Source organism: Actinoplanes sandaracinus, assembly GCF_030009775.1.
Classification (GTDB): Bacteria; Actinomycetota; Actinomycetes; order Mycobacteriales; family Micromonosporaceae; genus Actinoplanes; species Actinoplanes sandaracinus.
Window position 1 is genome coordinate 151,278 of the sequence record NZ_JASCTH010000009.1, and the last position, 14,763, is coordinate 166,040.

At 70.9% G+C, this 14,763-nt stretch carries 17 protein-coding genes; 15 read left to right on the forward strand and 2 right to left on the reverse strand.

The window, feature by feature from the left end; all coding sequences use genetic code 11:
• The first annotated feature begins 117 nt into the window (after nucleotides 1–117).
• The 4 genes from QLQ12_RS15750 to QLQ12_RS15765 are packed head-to-tail and all read left to right on the forward strand — an operon-like array spanning nucleotide 118 to nucleotide 3,591.
• Nucleotides 118–306: an antitoxin gene (locus tag QLQ12_RS15750; protein WP_282760637.1), complete on the forward strand. Its 189-nt coding sequence runs from the start codon at nucleotides 118–120 to the stop codon at nucleotides 304–306.
• A gap of 26 nt (nucleotides 307–332) precedes the next feature.
• Entirely contained in the window at nucleotides 333–2,132 is a 1,800-nt protein-coding gene (locus tag QLQ12_RS15755) for a glycoside hydrolase family 15 protein (RefSeq protein WP_282760639.1), read from the forward strand.
• Between the two features lie 46 nt (nucleotides 2,133–2,178).
• Complete coding sequence (locus QLQ12_RS15760) at nucleotides 2,179–2,985, forward strand: class I SAM-dependent methyltransferase (protein WP_282760641.1); 807 nt, start codon at nucleotides 2,179–2,181, stop codon at nucleotides 2,983–2,985.
• Between the two features lie 48 nt (nucleotides 2,986–3,033).
• Entirely contained in the window at nucleotides 3,034–3,591 is a 558-nt protein-coding gene (locus QLQ12_RS15765) for a hypothetical protein (RefSeq protein WP_282760642.1), read from the forward strand.
• 236 nt (nucleotides 3,592–3,827) lie between these two features.
• Here QLQ12_RS15765 and QLQ12_RS15770 read toward each other — a convergent pair whose 3' ends face one another.
• On the reverse strand, nucleotides 3,828–4,250 hold the full coding sequence (locus QLQ12_RS15770) for a hypothetical protein (RefSeq protein WP_282760643.1): 423 nt from the start codon (nucleotides 4,248–4,250) through the stop codon (nucleotides 3,828–3,830).
• A gap of 237 nt (nucleotides 4,251–4,487) precedes the next feature.
• Between QLQ12_RS15770 and QLQ12_RS15775 the strand changes: the two genes are divergently transcribed.
• The 11 genes from QLQ12_RS15775 to QLQ12_RS15825 all read left to right on the forward strand — a co-directional run bounded on the left by QLQ12_RS15775 (nucleotide 4,488) and on the right by QLQ12_RS15825 (nucleotide 13,578).
• A complete protein-coding gene (locus tag QLQ12_RS15775; RefSeq protein ID WP_282760645.1) occupies nucleotides 4,488–4,886 on the forward strand; it encodes an SRPBCC family protein in 399 nt (132 codons plus the stop codon).
• A gap of 42 nt (nucleotides 4,887–4,928) precedes the next feature.
• On the forward strand, nucleotides 4,929–5,573 hold the full coding sequence (locus QLQ12_RS15780; protein WP_282760647.1) for a LysE family translocator: 645 nt from the start codon (nucleotides 4,929–4,931) through the stop codon (nucleotides 5,571–5,573).
• 421 nt (nucleotides 5,574–5,994) lie between these two features.
• Nucleotides 5,995–7,116: an ABC transporter substrate-binding protein gene (locus tag QLQ12_RS15785; protein WP_282760649.1), complete on the forward strand. Its 1,122-nt coding sequence runs from the start codon at nucleotides 5,995–5,997 to the stop codon at nucleotides 7,114–7,116.
• Nucleotides 7,117–7,141: 25 nt separating this feature from the next.
• Nucleotides 7,142–8,005 (forward strand): ABC transporter permease, encoded by an 864-nt coding sequence (locus QLQ12_RS15790; protein WP_282760650.1) that lies wholly within the window; start codon nucleotides 7,142–7,144, stop codon nucleotides 8,003–8,005.
• Nucleotides 7,993–8,757: an ABC transporter permease gene (locus QLQ12_RS15795; protein ID WP_282760652.1), complete on the forward strand. Its 765-nt coding sequence runs from the start codon at nucleotides 7,993–7,995 to the stop codon at nucleotides 8,755–8,757. Before QLQ12_RS15790 ends, QLQ12_RS15795 begins: the two co-directional genes overlap by 13 nt.
• Nucleotides 8,754–9,773: an ABC transporter ATP-binding protein gene (locus QLQ12_RS15800; RefSeq protein ID WP_282760654.1), complete on the forward strand. Its 1,020-nt coding sequence runs from the start codon at nucleotides 8,754–8,756 to the stop codon at nucleotides 9,771–9,773. The genes QLQ12_RS15795 and QLQ12_RS15800 overlap by 4 nt, the downstream gene beginning before the upstream one ends.
• Nucleotides 9,774–9,885: 112 nt before the next feature.
• On the forward strand, nucleotides 9,886–11,244 hold the full coding sequence (locus QLQ12_RS15805) for a cellulase family glycosylhydrolase (protein ID WP_407651487.1): 1,359 nt from the start codon (nucleotides 9,886–9,888) through the stop codon (nucleotides 11,242–11,244).
• Nucleotides 11,245–11,344: 100 nt separating this feature from the next.
• Entirely contained in the window at nucleotides 11,345–11,713 is a 369-nt protein-coding gene (locus tag QLQ12_RS15810) for an ArsR/SmtB family transcription factor (RefSeq protein ID WP_282760656.1), read from the forward strand.
• Nucleotides 11,710–12,342, forward strand: coding sequence for an SRPBCC family protein (locus tag QLQ12_RS15815; protein WP_282760657.1), 633 nt, complete (start codon nucleotides 11,710–11,712; stop codon nucleotides 12,340–12,342). The genes QLQ12_RS15810 and QLQ12_RS15815 overlap by 4 nt, the downstream gene beginning before the upstream one ends.
• A gap of 81 nt (nucleotides 12,343–12,423) precedes the next feature.
• Entirely contained in the window at nucleotides 12,424–12,762 is a 339-nt protein-coding gene (locus QLQ12_RS15820; RefSeq protein WP_282760659.1) for an MmcQ/YjbR family DNA-binding protein, read from the forward strand.
• 33 nt (nucleotides 12,763–12,795) lie between these two features.
• Nucleotides 12,796–13,578, forward strand: coding sequence for an arylamine N-acetyltransferase family protein (locus QLQ12_RS15825; protein ID WP_282760660.1), 783 nt, complete (start codon nucleotides 12,796–12,798; stop codon nucleotides 13,576–13,578).
• Nucleotides 13,579–13,641: 63 nt separating this feature from the next.
• On the opposite strand, the gene QLQ12_RS15830 is transcribed toward QLQ12_RS15825, so the two are convergent.
• Nucleotides 13,642–14,679, reverse strand: a complete 1,038-nt coding sequence (locus tag QLQ12_RS15830; RefSeq protein WP_282760661.1) for an ABC transporter substrate-binding protein — start codon at nucleotides 14,677–14,679, stop codon at nucleotides 13,642–13,644.
• Nucleotides 14,680–14,763: the final 84 nt, after the last annotated feature.

The window sequence follows — 14,763 nt, forward strand, 5'->3', positions numbered from 1 at the left end:
CTCCAGCGTGACACGACCGGGCGATGGCACGGCCGCCGAAGGTGCTCCTCAGAGCGACGAGGGACTCTCGGCTCGCCTGGGCCGTTTGAGTGCCGCCCCGGCGGGAATCGGCATGTCATGGGTGATTTTCTGAACAAGGCGAAGAGTTTCGCGGACCAGCACGACGAGCAGGTCGACCAGGGCTTGGAGAAGGCCGGCGACCAGATCGACGAGCGGACCGGCAACAAGTATTCCGAGCAGGTCGACCGGGGCGTGGACGAGGCGCAGAAGCGCACCGGGGAGGGCGACACCGTTCCGCGTTCATGACCCGCTCGGCGGGGTAACAACAAGTCATGGCACTGCCGATCGAGGACTACGCGATCATCGCGGACACACAGACGTCCGCTCTCGTCGGGCGCAACGGGTCGATCGACTGGTTGTGTGTGCCCCGGTTCGACTCCGGGGCGATCCTGGCGGCCCTTCTCGGTGACGAGGAGAACGGCCACTGGACCATCGCCCCGGACTCCGACTTCCAGGTCCGGCGCTGGTACCGGGACGAGACCCTGGTGTTGGAGACCGAGTTCGAGACCGGTGACGGCGTGGTGCGGCTGATCGACTTCATGCCTCCGCGGACCGAGTCGCCGTCTGTGGTGCGGATCGTGGAGGGCGTCCGGGGGCAGGTCGACCTGGAGATGGTGCTGCGGCTGCGGTTCGACTACGGCAAGGTCGTGCCCTGGGTCTACCGGGAACAGGACGCCCTGGTCGCGGTCGCCGGGCCGGACGCGGTCTGGCTGCGTACGCCGGTGGAGACCCGTGGCGAGAACATGGCCACCCGGGCGTCGTTCACGGTACGGGCCGGTGACCGGGTGCCGTTCGTGATGACGTGGCGGCCGTCGCACCTGAAACCACCCGAGCCGATCGACCCGGTGCACCAGCTCGGCATCACCGAGGGGTACTGGCGGGGCTGGGTGTCGGCGTGCACGTACGAGGGTGAGTGGCGTGACGCGGTGGTCCGGTCGCTGCTCACGCTGAAGGCTCTGACCTACGCGCCGACCGGCGGGATCGTGGCGGCGGCCACCACCAGCCTGCCCGAGAAGCTCGGTGGCGTGCGCAACTGGGACTACCGTTTCTGCTGGCTGCGGGACGCGACGATCACTCTGCAGTCGCTGCTGTTCTCCGGCTTCCAGAGCGAGGCGACGGCCTGGCGCAAGTGGTTGCTGCGGGCCATCGCCGGCAATCCGGCGGAGCTGCAGATCATGTACGGCGTGGCCGGCGAGCGCCGCCTCGACGAGTACCTCGCGACCTGGCTGACCGGCTACGACGGCAACCCGGTGCGGATCGGCAACGCCGCCGCCGACCAGTTCCAGTTGGACGTCTACGGCGAGGTGATGGACGCCCTGCACCAGGGCCGGCGGGCCGGCCTGAAAGCCGACGACCCGTCCTGGGGCCTGCAGGTGAAGCTGATGGAGTTCGTCGAGGAGCACTGGCGTGACCCCGACGAGGGCATCTGGGAGGTGCGCGGCGGCCCGCGCCAGTTCACCCACTCGAAGCTGATGGCATGGGTGGCCGCCGACCGGGCGGTCAAGGCGATCGAGGAGTTCGGGCTGCCCGGCCCGCGTGAGCGGTGGGAGGCGCTGCGGGAGGAGATCCGCGACGACATCCTCACCCGGGGGTACGACCCGCAGCGCCACACGTTCACCCAGTTCTACGGCTCGGAGGAACTGGACGCCGCTCTGCTGATGGTGCCGCTCGTGGGTTTCCTGCCGGCCGACGACGAGCGCGTGAAAGGCACGGTCGCCGCGATCGAGGAGCATCTGCTCGTGGACGGTTTCGTGCAGCGGTACACGCAGAAGCCCGGTGCCGAGGTGGACGGGCTGCCGCCGGGCGAGGGCGCGTTCCTGGCGTGCACGTTCTGGCTGGCCGACAACTACGCCCTGATGGGCCGGCACGACGAGGCGCGGGAGACGTTCGCCCGGCTGCTGGCGTTGCGCAACGACGTCGGGCTGCTGTCGGAGGAGTACGACACCGAGGCGGGACGACTGGTCGGGAACTTCCCGCAGGCTTTCAGCCACGTGCCGCTGATCGACACCGCGCGCACTCTGACCAGTTGTCAGGGGCCGACCGAGGCCCGCGCCCGGGAGGGCCTGCGCTGAGCAAATCCGCTGGATCCCGGGCGGGAGGCTTTGCCAGGCTGTCGTCGTGGACCAGAAGATCGCGGAGATAGTCAGCTTCTACACCGGTTACGACGAGGCCGGCCGGCTGGACCGACGGCCCTCGTTCCAGTTGGAGCGGATCCGCACCATGGAGTTGCTGGAACAGCATCTGCCGCCGGCGCCGGCGTCCATCTTGGACGTGGGCGGCGGCCCGGGGGCCTATGCCCGTCCTCTGCTCGCGGCCGGCTATCAGGTGCGGCTCGTGGACCTGGTGCCCGCGCACGTCGAGCAGGCCCGGGCCGGGCAGCCGCCGATCGACGCCGTGGTCGGCGACGCCCGTGAGCTGCCCGCGCCGGACCACGCCCACGACGCCACACTGCTACTCGGGCCGCTCTATCACCTGCAGCACCGCGACGACCGGGTGCGGGCGCTGCGCGAGGCGGTGCGGGTGACGCGGCCGGGCGGGGTGGTGGTGGCCGCGGCGATCTCCCGGTTCGCCGGGCCGGTCGACTTCGCCGTCACCGGGCGGCTCACTCCCGCGATCGTCGAGGAGACCCGGCAGATCCTCACCGACGGCATCAACCTTCCCGGGCTGGGGTTCACGCACGCGTACTTCCACCGGGTCGCGGACCTGATCGCCGAGTGCCGGGAGGCCGGGCTGACCGGCATCGTGGTGCACGGCGTCGAGGGCCCGGCGTGGGCGGCCGCCGAGGCCGCCGCCGGCACCCCGGACGGGCAGGTGGTCTTCGACGGGGCGCTGAAGCTGGCCCGGGTCTGCGGCGCCGACTCGGAGATCGTCGCCGCCAGCGCCCATCTGCTGGTGACCGCCACCACCGGACAGAGTGGCCGGTAGAGAAGTCCGGGCGGTGACGTGAGGTGCCCGCGGTGGCAGGATGTCGGCATGCTGGTCGTGTTCGCGCACAGCACCGCCGGGCCCACGGTCGCCACGCTGCACCGAGCGGACGGGGTGGTCCTGCAGCTGCCCGGTTACGACCGGGCCTACCGGGTGCCGCACGACCTGGCGCACTTCGCCACCGAGCGGGCGTTCGAGATGTCCGGCGGGGTGTTCGGGTCGATCGCGGCCGGGGCGGTGTTCGCCACCATGCGGGTGCTCAGCGGCCGGCCCCGCCATGACGCGGCGGCCCGCAGCAAACGCGTCCTGGACGCCAACAAGCTGAGCCTCAACCGGGCCGAGGTGATCGCCGGGATGATCCACCACGCGGTGGAGACGGGCGTTCCGGAGCAGGCGCCGGCCCTGGTCCGCAAGGCCTGGGGCGCGCTGGAGACGGGCGAGCTGCCGTGGGCCGACGATCGGATCACCGAGGCGGTCCGTGCCCTGTCCGAGCTGGCCGTCGACTTCGAGGCCGCCGGCACGGTCCGCGTCACCTGGCCGGCTCATCTCATCGCGACGCCTCCCCCACCCCGGGGCATCCGGCGCGGTCGCCGCGGCCGCACCTGAGAGACCCTTTCCGGTACGGCCACGAACAGGCCGGACGGGCACTCCTCGCGACGTCACCCGGGGCCGGGGCCGCGGCGCCGCCGCCGGGCGGATCCGGCGCGGGACGGCGGCGGGTCCGGGCGGCGGATCCCGGCGGCGGATCCCGGCGGCGGGTCCCGGTCGCGGCAGGCGCGGCAGCCGCGGATCGCCCGGCGTCAACGGGCGTCGCGGGGTGCCCGGCGGCACAGCGCCCGGTGTCAGCGGGCGGCGCGGGAGGCCCGGCGGCGCAGGAGGCGGCGGACCTTCCGGATCAGCTCGACGGCGCCCAGGGCCAGGAGCAGGCCGCCGATGACGCGCTGCCAGAGCGGCCGGTCCTCGGTGAGGACGCCCATCAGCCCGGCGCCGATCATCAGGGCCGGCCACCACCAGCGGCCGTCCTCGTCGTCGTCCGTGGCCGCCTGGCGGAACGGGTCCCGGCCGATGGCGTCACGGGCGGCGTCCCGCAGGCGGATCCGGCTGAACTCGCCGTCGCGCGCCGAGGCGCCGGCCGCGTCGAGGACCGGGCGGAGGCGGTCCAGTTCGGCGGGGGTGAGCACGGCTTCGAGGGGCCGGGGCCCGGCGTCGAGGACGACCAGGACCGCCCGTCCCAGTGGCGCCGATCGCCACCCGTCGTCGCTCATCGCACCTCCGTTTCGAGTCGGCCCCGGGCACGATCGTCCGGCGGCGCACCGAACCTATCGTGGACCGGCGAGCGACCGGCGAGCGACCGGCGCGGATCCTCCGGCATGCGACACCCTCGGCGTTCGCGGGCGTGGAGGTCCCGGTGAGCACGGGACCGACGCCACATCGACGGACAAGGACCATGCCGATCAATCGGTACGCCGTCGAGCGGCGGGATTTTCTGCGAGGATGCCGGGGTGACTTCCGCATCCCGCTACCTCAGCGAGCGCATCGCCCGGCCGGCCGGCGCGGTGTACGAGTTCACGGTCGACCCGGCCAACCTGCCCCGCTGGGCGTCGGGCCTGGCCACGACGGTGGCGAAAGAGGGCGACCGCTGGCTCATCGGTGACGACGGTGCGGAGATCGTGTTCGCCCCGCACAACGACCTGGGCGTGCTCGACCACTGGGTGCGGCTCACCGACGGCGGCGAGGTGTACTCACCGATGCGGGTCATCCCGGACGGCGACGGCTCGGAGATCGTGTTCACTTTGCGGCGGGCGCCCGGCATGACCGACGAGGAGTTCGACCGCGACGAGGACCTGGTCTCGGCCGACCTGACCCGCCTGAAGGAGATCCTGGAGTCCGCGAGCGCCTGATTGGCTCTTTCGGCCGGTGGCGCCCGCACGAAGACTGGCCACGTGGTCACGCTGTCATCAGTCCTCGCCGTCTCCGCGGTCGCCCTCGGCATGGTTCTCACCCCGGGGCCGAACATGATGTACCTGGTCTCCCGGAGCATCACGCAGGGGCGCCGGGCCGGCATCGTGTCGCTGGCCGGGGTGGCGCTGGGCTTCCTGGTCTATCTGACCGCCACCAACCTGGGGCTCTCGGTCATCTTCGTGGCCGTGCCGGAGCTGTACCAGGCGATCAAACTGGCCGGCGCGGCCTATCTCGCGTGGCTGGCGTGGAAGACGCTCCGGCCCGGCGGCGTCTCGGTCTTCGATCCGCGCCCCCTGGACCCCGACTCGCCGCGGCGGCTGTTCATGATGGGGCTGCTCACCAACCTGCTCAACCCCAAGGCGGCGGTGATGTACCTGTCGCTGATCCCGCAGTTCGTGCGGCCGTCGGAGGGCAACGTGATGGTGCAGGGGTTCCTGCTCGGCGGGGTGCAGCTCGCGGTCAGCATGGCGGTGAATCTGACGATCGTGCTGGCGGCCGGCGGCATCGCGGTGTTCCTCGCCCGGCGCCCCACCTGGCTGCGCGTCCAGCGTTACCTGATGGGCACCGTGCTCGGCGTCATCGCGGTCAAGCTCGCCACCGACCGCGGGCGCCCGGCCGTCGTCTGAGACCACCGGGCCGCGGCACCTGAGGCCCGCGAGAGAGATCCAGGTCACACTCGGGCAACCTTCCCCGGCTCGTCGGCCACCAGTTGATCGACGCGGTTTCCGCTGTAGCGGCGCCGGGGGCCCGCCAGCTCCCGGCGTCGCGGGCGAAGGCTCCGCCCGTCCCTCCCGCCAGGGGGACGGGCGGGGCCTTCGTCATGTCCGGCGCGCAGCGGGCGCACCCGGCGGACCGTCCGGATGTAACAGTCAGCCAACGACCGCTTTCGATCACAGCCGCACCGTGGAAAAGTGCTGGGGGACCCCGGCGACGCCACGGGAGCCGAATTCGCCGTCAGGCCTCCCGCCGTACGCCTCTCCTCCACCCGGCACTTTCATGATCCACCCAGCGCGCACCGGTTGCGGTGAGCGCAGAAGGAGGAACACAGTGCGCACCCTTGCCCGCTCCGCGGCCGCCACCCTGACCGCCACCGCCATAGTCGCTCTGGCCAGTGCCTGCTCGCCGCCGGAGAAGAAGACGGAGTCCGCCGCCGGCGGCGCCGCCACCGCCACCAGCGCCGCCGACCTCGGCGGCCTGGACGCCCTGATCGCCGCGGCCAAGAAGGAGGGTCAGCTCAACGTCATCGCCCTGCCCCCGGACTGGGCCAACTACGGCGAGATCATCAAGACGTTCGGCACCAAGTACGGCATCAAGGTCAACTCGGCGCAGCCGGACGGCTCCAGCCAGGACGAGATCAATGCCGCCGACCAGCTCAAGGGCCAGGACATCGCACCGGACGTGTTCGACCTGGGCGCCTCGGTGGCGGCCGCGAACGTGGCGAAGTTCGCGCCGTACAAGGTCTCCACCTTCGACGAGATCCCGGCCACGCTGAAGGACCCGAACGGCGCGTGGGTCAACGACTACGGCGGCTACATGTCGATCGGCTACGACAGCGCGAAGGTGCCGGCCCCCACCAGCGTCGCCGACCTGCTGAAGGCCGACTACAAGGGCAAGGTCGCGCTCAACGGCGACCCCACCCAGGCCGGCGCGGCGTTCGGTGGGGTGCAGATGGCCTCGCTGGCGAACGGCGGCACCGTCGAGGACATCAAGCCCGGCGTCGACTTCTTCGCCGACCTGAAGAAGGCCGGGAACTTCCTGCCGGTCGACCCCAGCCCGACCACCATCGAGTCCGGCCAGACCCCGGTCGTCTTCGACTGGGACTACCTGAACGCCTCGCAGTCGAAGAAGCTCCCCAGTTGGAAGGTGTTCGTGCCGGCCGGCAGCGTGCTGGGCTCGTACTACGTGCAGGCGATCAACTCCGGCGCCCCGCACCCGGCCGCGGCCCGGCTGTGGCAGGAGTTCCTCTACTCCGACGAGGGCCAGAACCTGTGGCTCAAGGGCGGCGCCCGCCCGGTGCGCGCCGACGCGATGACGAAGGCCGGCACCATCGACGCGGCCGCGGCCGCCGCACTGCCCAAGGTGGAGGGCACCCCGGTGATCCCGACCGAGGCGCAGAACACCAAGGCCAAGCAGTACCTGTCCGCGAACTGGGCCAAGGCCATTGGCTGAGATCACACCGGCCACTCCGCAGCGCGTGGCCCGCCGGCCGCGCCTGCGGGGCGGCGCCCTGCTGGGCACGGTGCCGTTCTTCGCGTACGTCACGATCTTCCTGATCATCCCGACGCTGGTCGTGGTAATCGGGGCGTTCACCGGTGACGGCGGGCGCGGATTCACGCTGGAGAACGTCCGGGCCCTCGGCGACGACCACATCGCCGCGGCGTTCGGCCGCAGCATCACCCTGTCCGCGTCCAGCGCGATCATCGGCGCGGTGCTCGGCGCGATCCTGGCGTACGCGCTGGTCACCGGAAAACCGGACGGCCTGCTCCGGCGGGTGGTCACCGCCGCGGCGGGGGTGCTGGCGCAGTTCGGCGGCGTCACGCTGGCATTCGCGTTCCTGGCGACCATCGGGCTGTCCGGCTTCGTCACCCTCTGGCTCCAGGAGCACGGGCTCGACCCGTACGCGAACGGGGTCTGGCTGTTCGAGCTGCCGGGACTCACGCTCGTCTACACGTACTTCCAGATCCCGCTCATGGTGATCGTCTTCCTGCCGGCGTTGGACGGCATCCGGCCACAGTGGCGCGAGGCCGCGACGAGCCTGGGCGGCACCACCTGGCAGTACTGGACCCGGGTGGCCGGGCCGCTGCTGGCGCCCGCGTTCCTGGGCTCGACGCTGCTGCTGTTCGCCAACGCCTTCTCCGCGTACGCCACCGCCGCCGCCCTGGTCAGCCAGGGCAGCCCGATCGTCCCGCTGCAGATCCGTGGCGCACTGACCAGTGAGGTCGTCCTCGGCCAGGCCAACCTGGGCAAGGCGATGGCGCTCGGCATGGTGATCGTGGTGGCCGTGGTGATGGCCCTCTACTCCCTGCTCCAGAAGAGGACGGCGAAGTGGCTCGGGTAGCTTTCCGCTGGACCGTGCTCGCGGTCTTCGGCGTCTTCTTCCTGCTGCCGCTGGTCGCCATGGCCGAGTTCAGCGCCCGCGACGAGAAGACCTGGCCGCTGCTGCTGGACTGGCCGCGACTGAGCGCCGAGTACCCGGGACTGGCCGAGGGCATCCTCTCGTCGCTCGGTCAGGCGGCGCTGACCGCGCTGCTCATGCTGGTGCTGCTGGTGCCGACCGCGATCTGGGTGCGCCTGCGGCTGCCCGGGCTGCGGCCCCTGGTCGAGTTCCTGTGCCTGCTGCCGCTGACCATCCCGGCGATCGTCCTGGTCGTCGGCCTGGCCCCGGTGTACGCGTGGGTCAACTACCTGATCGGCGGCTCCTCGCAGACCCTGGTCCTCGCCTACACGGTCCTGGTCCTGCCGTACGCCTACCGCGCGATCGACACCGGCCTGTCCGCGATCGACGTGAAGACCCTGGCCGAGGCGGCCCGCGGTCTCGGCGCCGGCTGGGCCACGGTGATCTGGCGGGTGGTGCTGCCGAACATCCGCTCGGCGGTGCTCTCCGCGGCGTTCCTGACGGTCGCCCTGGTGCTGGGCGAGTTCACCATCGCCTCCCTGCTGCACCGCACCAACCTGCAGGTCGCCATCGAGGCCCTGGGCAAGAGCAGCGCCGGCGTCTCGGTGGCGGTCTCCCTGACCGCTCTGATGCTCGCGTTCGTCCTGCTGCTCGTGCTGTCGCTGGCGGGCTCCCCGAGGAAGGAAAGATCATGACCGGCGTCGCCGTTCATCTCGACGGGCTGAGCCGCGCGTTCGGCAGCGTGCACGCCCTCGACGACCTGGACCTGTCGATCGAGCCGGGTGAGCTGGTCGCTCTGCTCGGCCCGTCCGGCTGCGGCAAGACCACCGCGCTGCGAATCCTCGCCGGCCTGGAGGAGGCGGACGCGGGCCGGGTGCTGGTCGGCGGGAAGGACGTCACGCGGCTGCCGGCGAACCGCCGGGACATGGGGATGGTGTTCCAGGCGTACAGTCTCTTCCCGCACCTGAACGCCCGGCAGAACGTCGAGTTCGGCCTGCGCCTGCGTCGTTCCCGAAAGGCGCCGGAGCGCGCCGCCGAGATGCTGGAGCTGGTCGGCCTGGGCGGCTTCGCGACCCGGTTCCCGAACCAGCTCTCCGGCGGGCAGCAGCAGCGGGTCGCGCTGGCCCGCGCGCTCGCGATCGAGCCGCGGGTGCTCCTGCTGGACGAGCCGCTGTCGGCGCTGGACGCCAAGGTTCGGGTGCAACTGCGCGACGAGATCCGCCGGATCCAGACCGAGGTCGGCACCACCACGCTGTTCGTGACGCACGACCAGGAGGAGGCTCTCGCGATCGCCGACCGGGTCGGGGTGATGCGGGCCGGGAGGCTGGAGCAGCTGGCGTCGCCGTCCGAGGTCTACCTGCGGCCCGCGACCGCGTTCGTGGCCGATTTCGTCGGGCTCAGCAACCGGCTGCCCGGCATCGTCGAGGGTGCGACGATCGAGGTGTTCGGCAACCGGCTGCCGCTGGTCACGCCGCATGCCGCCGGTGCGGCGACCGCGCTGGTCCGCCCCGAGGCGATCGAGGTGTCCCCCGGCCCGGATGCCGGCGCCCGGGTCCTGACCAGTAGTTTCCTCGGCCCGCTGAGCCGAGTCACGGTGGCCGTCGGCGACCATCTGGTGGTCGCGCAGGTGCCGAGCGGGCGGCTGCCGGAGCTGACCCCGGGCACCTCGGTCCGGATCACGATCCAGCCGGTGGCGGTCGCCCTGGAATAGACGGGCTTTAACACAAGGGCTACAGTCGAAGACCCTGGGAGCGCTCCCAGCGCGGGTTCCCCCACCGTCGTCCCCCACGGCGGCCCGCGTCCATCCCCCCGAGGTGGTCTTCGTGAAACGCCGAACCGCAACCATCCTAGCCACGGTGTTCGCCGTGGCAGCGGCATCGACCGCCGCCTTCTTCGCGCTCCCGGCGAGCGCGGAGACCGCGGCGTTCACCGTCCAGAACACCTGGAGCAACGGCTACCAGGGCCAGGTGACGGTGAACAACACATCGTCGTCGGCGATCAACACGTGGAAGGTCGAGCTCACCTTCCCGGCCGGGACGACGGTGGCTCAGTCGTGGAACACGACGCAGGCGGCCAGTGGCAACTCCTACACGTTCACGCCCGCGGGCTGGAACGCGACGATCGCGGCCGGGGCCTCGACCAGCTTCGGGTTCATCGTGAACGGCACCGGACGGCCGACCAGTTGCCTGGTCAACGGCCAGGCGTGCACCGGCACGACCCCGCCCGGCCCCAGCGCGAGCACCTCGACCCCGCCGGCCGACGGTACCCCGGTGGGGGTCAACGGGCAGCTGAAGGTCTGCGGCACGAAGCTGTGCAACGAGCGCGGCCAGGTGGTCCAGCTCAAGGGCATGAGCACGCACGGCCTCCAGTGGTTCCCGAACTGCTACACCGACGCCTCGCTCGACGTGCTCGCCAACGAGTGGAACAGCGACCTGCTGCGCATCGCGATGTACGTGCAGGAGCAGGGTTACGAGACCGACCCGGCCGGGTTCACCAACCGGGTCAACAACCTGGTCGAGGAAGCGACCGAGCGCGGCATGTACGCGATGATCGACTTCCACATCCTCACGCCCGGTGACCCGGCGTTCAACCTGGAGCGCGCGAAGACCTTCTTCGCCCAGGTCTCGGCCCGTCACGCGGCCAAGAAGAACGTCATCTACGAGATCGCCAACGAGCCGAACGGCGTGAGCTGGGCGCAGATCAAGAACTACGCCGAGCAGGTCATCCCGGTCATCCGGGCGAACGACCCGGACGCGGTCATCATCGTCGGCACCCGCGGCTGGTCGTCGCTGGGCGTCTCGGAGGGCGGCAACTCGTCCGAGATCGTGAACAACCCGGTCAACGCCTCCAACATCATGTACACGTTCCACTACTACGCGGCCTCCCACAAGGACAACTACCGCGCCGAGGTGGAGCGCGCGGCGGCCTCGCTGCCGCTGTTCGTGACCGAGTTCGGCACGGTGACCTACACCGGCGGCGGCGCGGTCGACACGGCCAGCAGCAACGCCTGGTTCGACCTGCTCGACCGGTTGAGGATCGGTTACGCCAACTGGACGTTCTCCGACGCGAACGAGGGCAGCGCGGCGCTGCGGCCGGGCACTTGCAACGCGGGCTCGTTCGCCGGCACCGGCTCGCTGACCGAGTCGGGCGCCATGCTGCGCAACCGGCTGCGCGCCGGATAGGCCGAACCCACCAGCACCGGGCCCGCCCCCCTTCCACCGGGCGGGCCCGGCTCATCAAAAGTCGCCACTTATATAAGTCGTATCTGATAGGGTCGCTCTCGTGCATGCGTTCGATGTGCTCGGTGATCCGGTTCGGCGCCGGATCCTCGAGTTGCTCGCCGAGGGCGAGCAGACCTCCGGCGCCGTCACCATGGTGATCCGTGGTGAGTTCGGCATCACCCAGCCGGCCGTGTCCCAGCACCTCAAGGTGTTGCGCGACAACGGCTTCGCCACCGTGCGCCCCGACGGCGCGCGCCGCCTCTACGCGGTCGACCACACCGCGCTGCGGCAGGTGGACGAGTGGCTGGAGCCGTTCCGGAGGTTCTGGGCGCCGCACCTCGCCGCGATGGCCACCGAGGTGGCCCGCGGCAAGCGCCTGCGGCGCCTCGCCGAGGGCGCCGGACCCAACGATGCGAGGAGCGCACGATGATCGACGTCAAAGAGCAGATCAGTGAGGTACGGCGGAGCATCGGCAGCCGCGTGCTGGAGGCGGGTGAGGCCCGCGTGATGACGATCAGCCAGGCCTACGACACCGACGTGGACGACCTGTGGGATGTGATCTCCAACCCGGAGCGCATCCCGCGCTGGTTCCTGCCCGTCTCCGGCGACCTGCGCGAGGGCGGAAGATACCAGTTCGAGGGCAATGCCGGCGGCACGATCACCAAGTGCGACCGGCCCCGCTCGGTCGCCGCGACCTGGGAGTTCGGCGACCAGGTCAGCTGGGTCGAGGTGCGTCTCACGCCCGAGGGCGACGGCCGCACCCGGTTCGAGCTGGAGCATGTGGCGCACGTCGCCGACGAGCACTGGGAGCAGTACGGGCCGGGCGCGGTCGGCCTCGGCTGGGAGGGCGCCTTCTGGGGCCTGGCCAACCACCTCGCGACCCCGGAGGCCCCGATCGGCCCGGAGGCCGCCATGGCGTGGGCCGCCTCCGCGGACGGCAAGACGTTCATGCGGCTCAGCGCCGACGCGTGGGCGGAGGCGGACATCGCCTTCGGCACCGAGCCGGAGCAGGCCCGGCGGCAGGCGGAGAACACCTTCAAGGCGTACACCGGCGCCTGATCCTCACCGGGGCGCCGGACCCCTTTTACGAAGAAGGCGGCGATACTTGCCGTCCCGCGCCGCATGGGGTAGGCACGCCTGATGACGGGTGACGAAATGCTCCAGTACTGCCTCGCCAAGCCCGGGGCCTGGCAGGACGAGCCATGGGAGGGCGACATCGTCGCCAAGGTCGGCAAGAAGGTCTTCGCGTTCCTCGGCGACGGGACGACCGTCGGCGTGAAGTGCGGCACGGACCGCGACACCGCCGGCGAATGGCTGGCCCGCTACCCGGACGACGCCACGGCCAGCCCGTACATCGGCCGGCACGGCTGGAACACGCTGCGCGTGGGCGGCACGATCCCGGACGACGAACTACGGGAAGCCGTCGACGCGTCCTATGACGCGGTGGTCGCCACCCTGCCGAGGAAGGACCGCCCTTGACCTCAACGCCGGTTCAGGTCCGATGCTTGGCGCATGGATGTCAACGCCTACCTCGACCGGATCGGGGCGCCGCGCACCGGGCCCGCTGACGCGGCCCGGCTGCGCGCGCTCCACCACGCGCACCTCACCGCCGTGCCCTTCGAAAACCTCGACATCCACTTGGGCGCGCGGATCTCCCTCACCGCCGAAGACCTTTTCGACAAGATCGTACGGCGGGCGCGCGGCGGATTCTGCTACGAACTCAACGGCCTGTTCGCGCTGCTCCTGGAGGAACTGGGCTACACCGTGACCCGGCTCGCCGCCCGCGTGTTCGGCGCCGAACGCCTCGGTCCGCCCTACGACCACCTGGCCCTGCTGGTCTCCCCGGCCCGCGCCCACGATCAGCGGTGGCTGGTGGACGTCGGCTTCGGCGACCACAGCATCGGCCCGCTCGACTTCACCTCGCGGGCCGGTCAGGACGACCCGGGCGGCCGGTTCCTCCTGGTGGACACTCCTGACGGCGACGTGGACATCCTCCGCGACGGCAAACCCCAGTACCGCCTGGAGTTGCGCCCCCGCGTCCTGGACGACTTCGCCGCGACGTGCTGGTACCAGCAGACCGCCCCGGAGTCGCCCTTCACCGCGAAGACCGTCTGCACCCGCCTCACCTCGGGCGGCCGGATCACGATCAGCGACCGCACCCTGATCGTCACCGCCGCCGACGGCCGCGCCGAGACGCCATTGGCGACCGGCGAGGCCCTGCGAGCGGCCTACCGCGACCACTTCGGCGTGCGGCTCGACCCGGACGCCGCGTTCCGCCCACCGCCACCCCTCTGACCGGTGGCCCGGCGGCCCCGCCGCCGGGCGTCGTGCCTGCGACGGGGCTCTGCGCTACCCGGGTCAGGCGACCTGCTTGGACTTCTTGATCGCGGCGGTCAGTGCCTCCAGCAGCGGAGCGGAACCGGCCCAGGAGTAGATCGGGACGGCCTGCCAGGGGAACACCTGGTTCGCCGCGACGGCGGGCAGGGCGCTCCAGCCCGGCTTCGACGCCAGGTCGGCCGGCTGCAGGGTGCCGGGACGCGAGTCGAGGAAGATGATGTCCGCCTTGTACTTGTTGGCGTTCTCCCAGCTCAGCGACTCGTAGTAGTCGCCGCCGTCGGTCTTCTCCGGGACGATGATGTCGACGCCGAGCTCCTTGAAGTACATGAGGTCGCTGGACACCTTCGGGTTCGACACGTAGAAGATGTCGGCGGCGCCCGAGCTGGCCAGCACCCTGATGCCGCCGCTGGCCTTCGCGGCCGCGGACAGTTCGGCGGCGGCCTTCTCGAACCGGGCCTTGGCCTCGACGACCTTCGGCGCGTTGAGGTCGGCGCCCAGCGACTTGGCGAGCTCGGCGTACCGCTCGATCGGCTTGGTCATCGGGACGCGACCGACGGTGATGGTGGCGGTCGGCGCCAGCTTGAGGATCTGGTCCTTGCTGCCGTCCGGGAGGTACCAGTACGCGCCGGGGTCGAACATGTGGGTGATCAGCAGCTCGGGAGCGAGCGCGGCGTACTTCTCGACGGAGAACTCGCCCCACTTGTTGCCGATGATCTGGACCTTGTTGACGTCCAGCGAGCCGGCCTGCTCCTCAGCGCTGCCGTCGGCCTTCTTGGTCTCGCCGAAGACGCCCACGATGGAGTTCTGCAGGCCCAGGTCGACGAGCGCGGCGGCGGTGCCCGTGAAGGCGACGACCTTGGTCGGCGTCTTGGGGGCGGTCAGCGGCTTGGGCTGGTCGTCGGTGAACGACCACGGGCCGGACGTGGTGGCGGAAGCAGCCGGCGCCGCCCCGCTGTCCGTCTTGTTGCCACCACAGGCGGCGAGCAGGGCGCCGGCACCGGCGGCGCCGCCCGCGGCCAGCAGGCCACGACGGGACAAGGAAAGCTGCGAGTACTTCATCTTCAAGTCTTTCTGGGGGTACGACCGGTCCTGCGACCGCGTGAGATGGTTAGGCTAACCTAACGAACCGAACACGCGTCAACA

Bases quoted from the DNA above. Each gene is read 5' to 3' on its own strand.
- QLQ12_RS15750 (WP_282760637.1), top strand. From the start codon at position 118: ATGGGTGATTTTCTGAACAAGGCGAAGAGTTTCGCGGACCAGCACGAC.
- QLQ12_RS15755 (WP_282760639.1), top strand. From the start codon at position 333: ATGGCACTGCCGATCGAGGACTACGCGATCATCGCGGACACACAGACG.
- QLQ12_RS15765 (WP_282760642.1), top strand. From the start codon at position 3,034: ATGCTGGTCGTGTTCGCGCACAGCACCGCCGGGCCCACGGTCGCCACG.
- QLQ12_RS15770 (WP_282760643.1), bottom strand. From the start codon at position 4,250: ATGAGCGACGACGGGTGGCGATCGGCGCCACTGGGACGGGCGGTCCTG.
- QLQ12_RS15800 (WP_282760654.1), top strand. From the start codon at position 8,754: ATGACCGGCGTCGCCGTTCATCTCGACGGGCTGAGCCGCGCGTTCGGC.
- QLQ12_RS15815 (WP_282760657.1), top strand. From the start codon at position 11,710: ATGATCGACGTCAAAGAGCAGATCAGTGAGGTACGGCGGAGCATCGGC.
- QLQ12_RS15820 (WP_282760659.1), top strand. From the start codon at position 12,424: ATGACGGGTGACGAAATGCTCCAGTACTGCCTCGCCAAGCCCGGGGCC.
- QLQ12_RS15825 (WP_282760660.1), top strand. From the start codon at position 12,796: ATGGATGTCAACGCCTACCTCGACCGGATCGGGGCGCCGCGCACCGGG.
- QLQ12_RS15830 (WP_282760661.1), bottom strand. From the start codon at position 14,679: ATGAAGTACTCGCAGCTTTCCTTGTCCCGTCGTGGCCTGCTGGCCGCG.